Origin of the sequence: Nocardia concava NBRC 100430, from assembly GCF_000308815.1 — a bacterium.
Lineage (GTDB): Bacteria > Actinomycetota > Actinomycetes > Mycobacteriales > Mycobacteriaceae > Nocardia > Nocardia concava.
This window is the reverse complement of sequence record NZ_BAFX01000169.1, coordinates 1-4,981: the sequence shown is the minus strand read 5'-3', so window position 1 is coordinate 4,981 and position 4,981 is coordinate 1. Positions and strand designations below refer to the sequence as shown.

Sequence of the window (4,981 nt, the reverse complement as noted above, 5' to 3'; positions counted from 1 at the left end):
CGAGCAGCTCGCGCCACGAGCCCGCACCCGCGTCCCGCGCCGACACCAGGGTCACCGGTCGCGGCCAGGCGATGGCCAGCTCCGGGTCGTCGTAGGCGACGCCCAGATCCTCGGCCGGATCGTGCGGGCGGTCGATGCGGTAGCAGACGTCGGCCACCTCGGTCAGCGCCTGGAAGCCGTGCAGGAAGCCCGGCGGGACGTAGAGGTGGCGGAAGTCGGTGTCGTCCAGCAGGAATGCCTGCTGACGGCCGAAGGTCGGCGAATCGGGGCGGATATCGACGAGGACGTCGTGGACCGCGCCGTGCGCGCAGCGCACCAGCTTGGCCTCACCGCGCCCCGAGCGGCCGTGCATGCCGCGCACCACGCCCGTGTGCGAGCGCGACTGCGAATCCTGCACGAAGCTCGCGGACAGGCCGGGCGTGCCCAGGTGGGCGTCGAACTCCTCGGCGTCGAAGGTTCTGGTGAACAGGCCGCGGTCGTCACGGAACGGCTGCGGGGTGAGCAGCAGGACGTCGGCGAGGTCGGTCGATTCGATGCGCACCGGGTCATCGTGCCATGAGCGGGGAGCCGTTGTACGGGTGTCGCGGGTGCGGGCTGGGGCCGCTGGTGCGGGTGCTGGATCTCGGGAAAATGCCTGCGGCGGACGACTTTCCGAGCCTGGAATCGGCCGGCGGACCGGGTGATTCGGCGCATCCGCTGGCCATGGACCTGTGTGCCATGTGCGGGCTGGCGCAGCTGGCCGAGGACGATACGGTCACCGCGGAGCCGCGCGGCGTGGAGCCGCGGGCGCTGCGGGAGCAGGCCGCCGACGCGGTATCGCGGGTGGCGGCCGGCGGCTGGCTGCCCGGCGGCGGCACCGTGCGCGAGTTCGGGAGCCCGCACGGCGGCACCTGGCTGCCGCTGCTGACCGAGCGCGGCTACACCGTGATCGATCGACCCGCCGATGTGGTGATCGACTGCTTCGGCATCATGCACGAACCTCATCAGCGGGTGGCGTTCGCGCAGCGAGCGGCGGCCACCGCGCCGGGCGGGGTGCTGCTGCTGCAGTTCCACTCGCTGCACGCCATCGTGCGGCAGGGGCAGTGGAATGCGTTGCGGCACGGGCATTTCGCGTACTACTCGCTGGCCGCGCTGCAGCAGCTGCTGCGCTCGGCGGGGCTGGTCGCGGTGACCGCGTGGGAGTTCGAGCTCTACGGCGGCACGGTTCTGGTGGCGGCGGTGCACGCACCCGCCGAGGCCGATCCGTCGCTGGCCCGCATTCGCACCGCGGAGGCGGCGGTCGCCGACCCCGCGGTGGTGCGCGGGCTCCAGCAGGCCGCCGATCGGCAGGCGCGCGCGTTACGCGGCTGGCTCGAGGACCAAAGCGCTTCCGGCCGCGTGGTTTACGCCTACGGCGCGGCCTCGCGGGCGGTGGCCCTGCTGCATCTGGCGGGCGCGCATCGCGGCCTGCTGGCCGGGGTGGCCGACGCCTCCCCGGGCAAGCAGGGCCGTCGCATGCCCGGTACCGATATCCCGATCCTGTCTCCGGCCGAACTCGTTGCCGCGCAGCCGGATCTGGTGTTCCTGACCTTGCCCGACCTGCTACCGGAAGTGTCCGGCCGGTGGCCCGAACTGAACGGAAAGTGGGTGACCGAAGTGCCCGAAACACTATGAAAGTCAGCGACCTTCACCCGGCGCCCGCATGACATCGCCGGGCACGCAACTCGTCGGCCTGTGATACCGATCATTCGATTGCGGTCACACGCAGGGCAATTGAGTGGGATAGTCTCAGCGTGGGGTCGATCATCGACCGAGGGGGACGGGGGACGTACACCCACGTTCCAGTAGTACTGGGGATCATCAAGCACGCGTATGCATTACGCAGTTATATCTGATGAGGGAATGGGATTCATCATGCGCAACAACAAGACTGCGCTTTCGCGCACCGCGATCATCGCGGCCGCGGGCACCATCGGACTCGTACTGAGCGGCGGCACCGGTGCCGCCGCGGTGGATGCCACCAATACGATCGTCGACCAGAAGGGTCGCGCGGTCGAGGCCATCTCGGCCGACACCCGCATCGACTGGGTGCCCCCGCTGGACGGGAACCCGCTGACCCGCGAGTGGTTCCACAGCGGCAAGGCCTGCTTCAAGGTGGACGTGCCCGCGGGCGAGTCGTGGAACGGCCACATCACCATGGGCTACCAGGTCGGCTACCCGGCCACGCTCTCCGGCAAGATCTCCTTCCAGTACCAGACGCCCGGCCTGGAGCTGGAGATCGGCAACGACCCGAAGGTCGACCTCTTCAATCTGATTCCCACCCTGGGCATCCAGCTCGATGTCGGGTTCGGGCCCGGCATCCAGTCCGTGGACACCGCCGGCGGCGATGTCTCCGGCAACGAGGGTTGCATCACCATGTCCGGGTTCCACGGCACCGTCACCGGCGTCCTGGGCACCACCACCATCCGGCCGTTCGTGCGCCTGGTGAGCGGTAGCGGCGACGTGGTCGTCGCGTACGGTCCGCTGTCGCAGAACTGATTTCCCGGGCCCGGGCGGTCGCCGCGCCTCAGCGACCGACCGGGCCCGTTGCTCACTACCGCCGGACCCGTGCGGCGGCGGCACGGGCCAACCGCCAGTCGCCGCCGAGTACGGCGGCGCGGCCGACGTATTGCGGGTATTCCGAACCGAGACGGTGATGGAAGCGCAGCATCTCGGTCAGGGCGGTGACCGAGGAGGCGGCCGGGTCGGCAGCGGAATCGCTTCGGGCAACCAGAATTTCGGGCATGCCGTGGAAGTCGCCGAAGGCGCTGACTCGGGCGAACAGGTCCGCGTCCATCGGGAAGCCCGGGTCACCGCCGCGGAAGCCGCCGACACGGTCGAAGTCCTGACGGCGGAAGACGGCGGCGGTGATCGGGCCGAAGTCGGCGGGGCCGCGGTGCACGAGGGTGCGCATGAGGGCGCGGGCGTCGCGACGGCCCAGCAGGCCGGGCAGGCCGCGATCGGTGGCCACGACCGTGCCGTGCTCGTCGATCACCTGAAATCTGGCGGCGCACAGGGCGATTCCATTGTCGCCCATGACCGCCAGCTGCTTGTCGAGGGCGCCCGGGAGCAAGGTGTCGCCCGGGCGGACCACCTTCACGAAACGGCCGGAGCTCAGCGAGACGGCCTTGTTCCAGTTCTCGCCGATGGGCAGGGCCTCGGCATTGCGGTGCGCGCGCAACCGCTTGTCCTCGAAGGACCGTGCGATGGCCGACGCCGTGTCGTCGGGCCCGTTCCGGCCGGGCGAATTGTCCAGCACGATCACCTCGACATCGGTGTCCTGGTCGAGGATCGAGCGCAGTGTCATGGCCAGGGTGCGCCCGTCGTCCTGGACGGGGACGCACACCGAGAGGTTCTTCATCGAGCCCCCTGAGCTGGTTGGACGGTTCGGGTGGGCAGGCCATCACCTCCCGCCACGAGTCCGTACACTCGATCCAGACCCGCGCGACCGGCGTCGATCTGCTCAACTGCCCTCTGCTGCAGGGTATCCCGCAGCTCCGGCGCGGACTCCCACAACCGGTGAATCGCACGCGTCAATTCGGTGTCGAGGTCATCCGCGTCCAGGTGCACGATCTGCAGCCCGGACTCCGCAGCGCCGGCGGTGTCGCCGTTGAACATGTCGGCCAACCCATAGAATTTGTCGTCGTAGTACTGCGAGGCCGTTACAGCCACCGCCGGAATGCCCTGCGACAGCGCGAAAACGGCGAGATGGTAGGCGCTGGTCACCACGACCCGGCAGCGTGAGACCTGACGGACGACGTCCCGGGCGGTGCCGGTGCGGGCGATGGGCTCGCGGACACGAGGTGCTCCGTGCAGCAGGGGCAGGGTGTGGCGGCGGTCGCCGTTCGCGCCCTCGGCGACGACCAGCGGTGCCAGCGCGGTATCCAAGGCGGCGGCTTCGCGACGCAGTACCCCGCCGAGGGTGTCGCGGGCCGCGTCGCCCACCTGGGATCGGCTCGAAATACGGAGGGAGACACCGAGATCGGTGCCGATGCCAGGTCTACGCGAGCGGTAGGCGAACTCGATGGCGTCGTCGCCGGTGAGCAGCACCCGCTCGGGATCGACGCCGAGTTCGTCGAGCAGCGCGGGTCCGCGGCGACGCTCCCGCACGGCGATGAGATCGACGCCCGGCAGCACCTCGGCGGCGCGGCGCAGCAACTCGCTGTCGTGCAGCGGTCCGATGCCCTGGCCGATCATGGCGGTCGGAATGCCTTGGTGCTGTGCGGCTTCCAGCAGATTCAGGGTGCGATGAGCCTGGTGGCGATCGGAGTCGGTCAGGTAGCCGCCACCCAGGGCGAGCACCAGATCGGACTCCGCGAGCGCGCCGGGGATCGGCGAGAGACTCGGCGGGCAGGCGGTATCGGACCCGATGCCGGTGTACTGCCGGACCTCCTGACGCGCGCGGTCGGCGAGACCGCGCAGATAGTGTTTGGGTGCCTCGGTGGCGGCGCGCCACTGCAGGGCCGCGGGGCCGAGCAGGTGGATTCCGGCCTGTTCGTCCAGCAGTCCCGCGAGACCGCTTCTGCCCCAATGTCCCCCGGTGTGCGCGACCACGGGTTCGGCACCCGGCAGCAGGCCGCGCAGGATGCCCGGCTCCTCGGTGAGCACTCCCACTCGTGCCCGTGGCCACCGCTGCCGCAGATGTTCGACAGCCATGGCCAGCATGGCGATATCCCCACGATTGCGCAGCGCGTACTCGCCGTTCTCGATGAGCACTCGCACTGTCCCGGCACCATCCCCCGCGCCGAAATTCCCCACGCTCGATTCCTTCCGACACGGCCCGAGCAAGCTGCCGCGAATCTATCGCACGACCGTTATCCGCGCCAGGTTGGCTGTGGCCCGCCGTGCGAAAGCAGTGTACGCACAAGATTATTCGGGCGGGTGGTTCAGCTCGGGAGCCCTGACATGACCAGCTTGCTGCACAGCCACTTGCCGTCGACGTAGTCCATGGCCATCGGGACGG

General features: G+C 69.6%; 5 protein-coding genes. 2 read left to right on the top strand and 3 right to left on the bottom strand.

The features are described from left to right. Positions 1-541, bottom strand: a 541-nt coding sequence (rfbC, locus tag ON43_RS35200) for a dTDP-4-dehydrorhamnose 3,5-epimerase (protein WP_040814616.1), incomplete at its 3' end; no start/stop codon positions are given. Positions 542-555: 14 nt separating this feature from the next. Between rfbC and ON43_RS35195 the strand changes: the two genes are divergently transcribed. After that, entirely contained in the window at positions 556-1,653 is a 1,098-nt protein-coding gene (locus ON43_RS35195) for a methyltransferase domain-containing protein (protein ID WP_040814615.1), read from the top strand. Positions 1,654-1,881: 228 nt separating this feature from the next. Then, positions 1,882-2,517, top strand: coding sequence for an MspA family porin (locus tag ON43_RS35190; RefSeq protein ID WP_086008093.1), 636 nt, complete (start codon positions 1,882-1,884; stop codon positions 2,515-2,517). Between the two features lie 55 nt (positions 2,518-2,572). On the opposite strand, the gene ON43_RS35185 is transcribed toward ON43_RS35190, so the two are convergent. Together ON43_RS35185 and ON43_RS35180 are read right to left on the bottom strand one after the other, a co-directional pair. Further along, the gene (locus ON43_RS35185) at positions 2,573-3,379 is read right to left on the bottom strand and encodes a glycosyltransferase family 2 protein (protein WP_040814613.1); all 807 of its coding nucleotides are present in this window, start codon (positions 3,377-3,379) and stop codon (positions 2,573-2,575) included. Next, positions 3,376-4,776 (bottom strand): polysaccharide pyruvyl transferase family protein, encoded by a 1,401-nt coding sequence (locus ON43_RS35180; RefSeq protein ID WP_063712688.1) that lies wholly within the window; start codon positions 4,774-4,776, stop codon positions 3,376-3,378. Before ON43_RS35180 ends, ON43_RS35185 begins: the two co-directional genes overlap by 4 nt. Between the last annotated feature and the right edge of the window lie 205 nt (positions 4,777-4,981).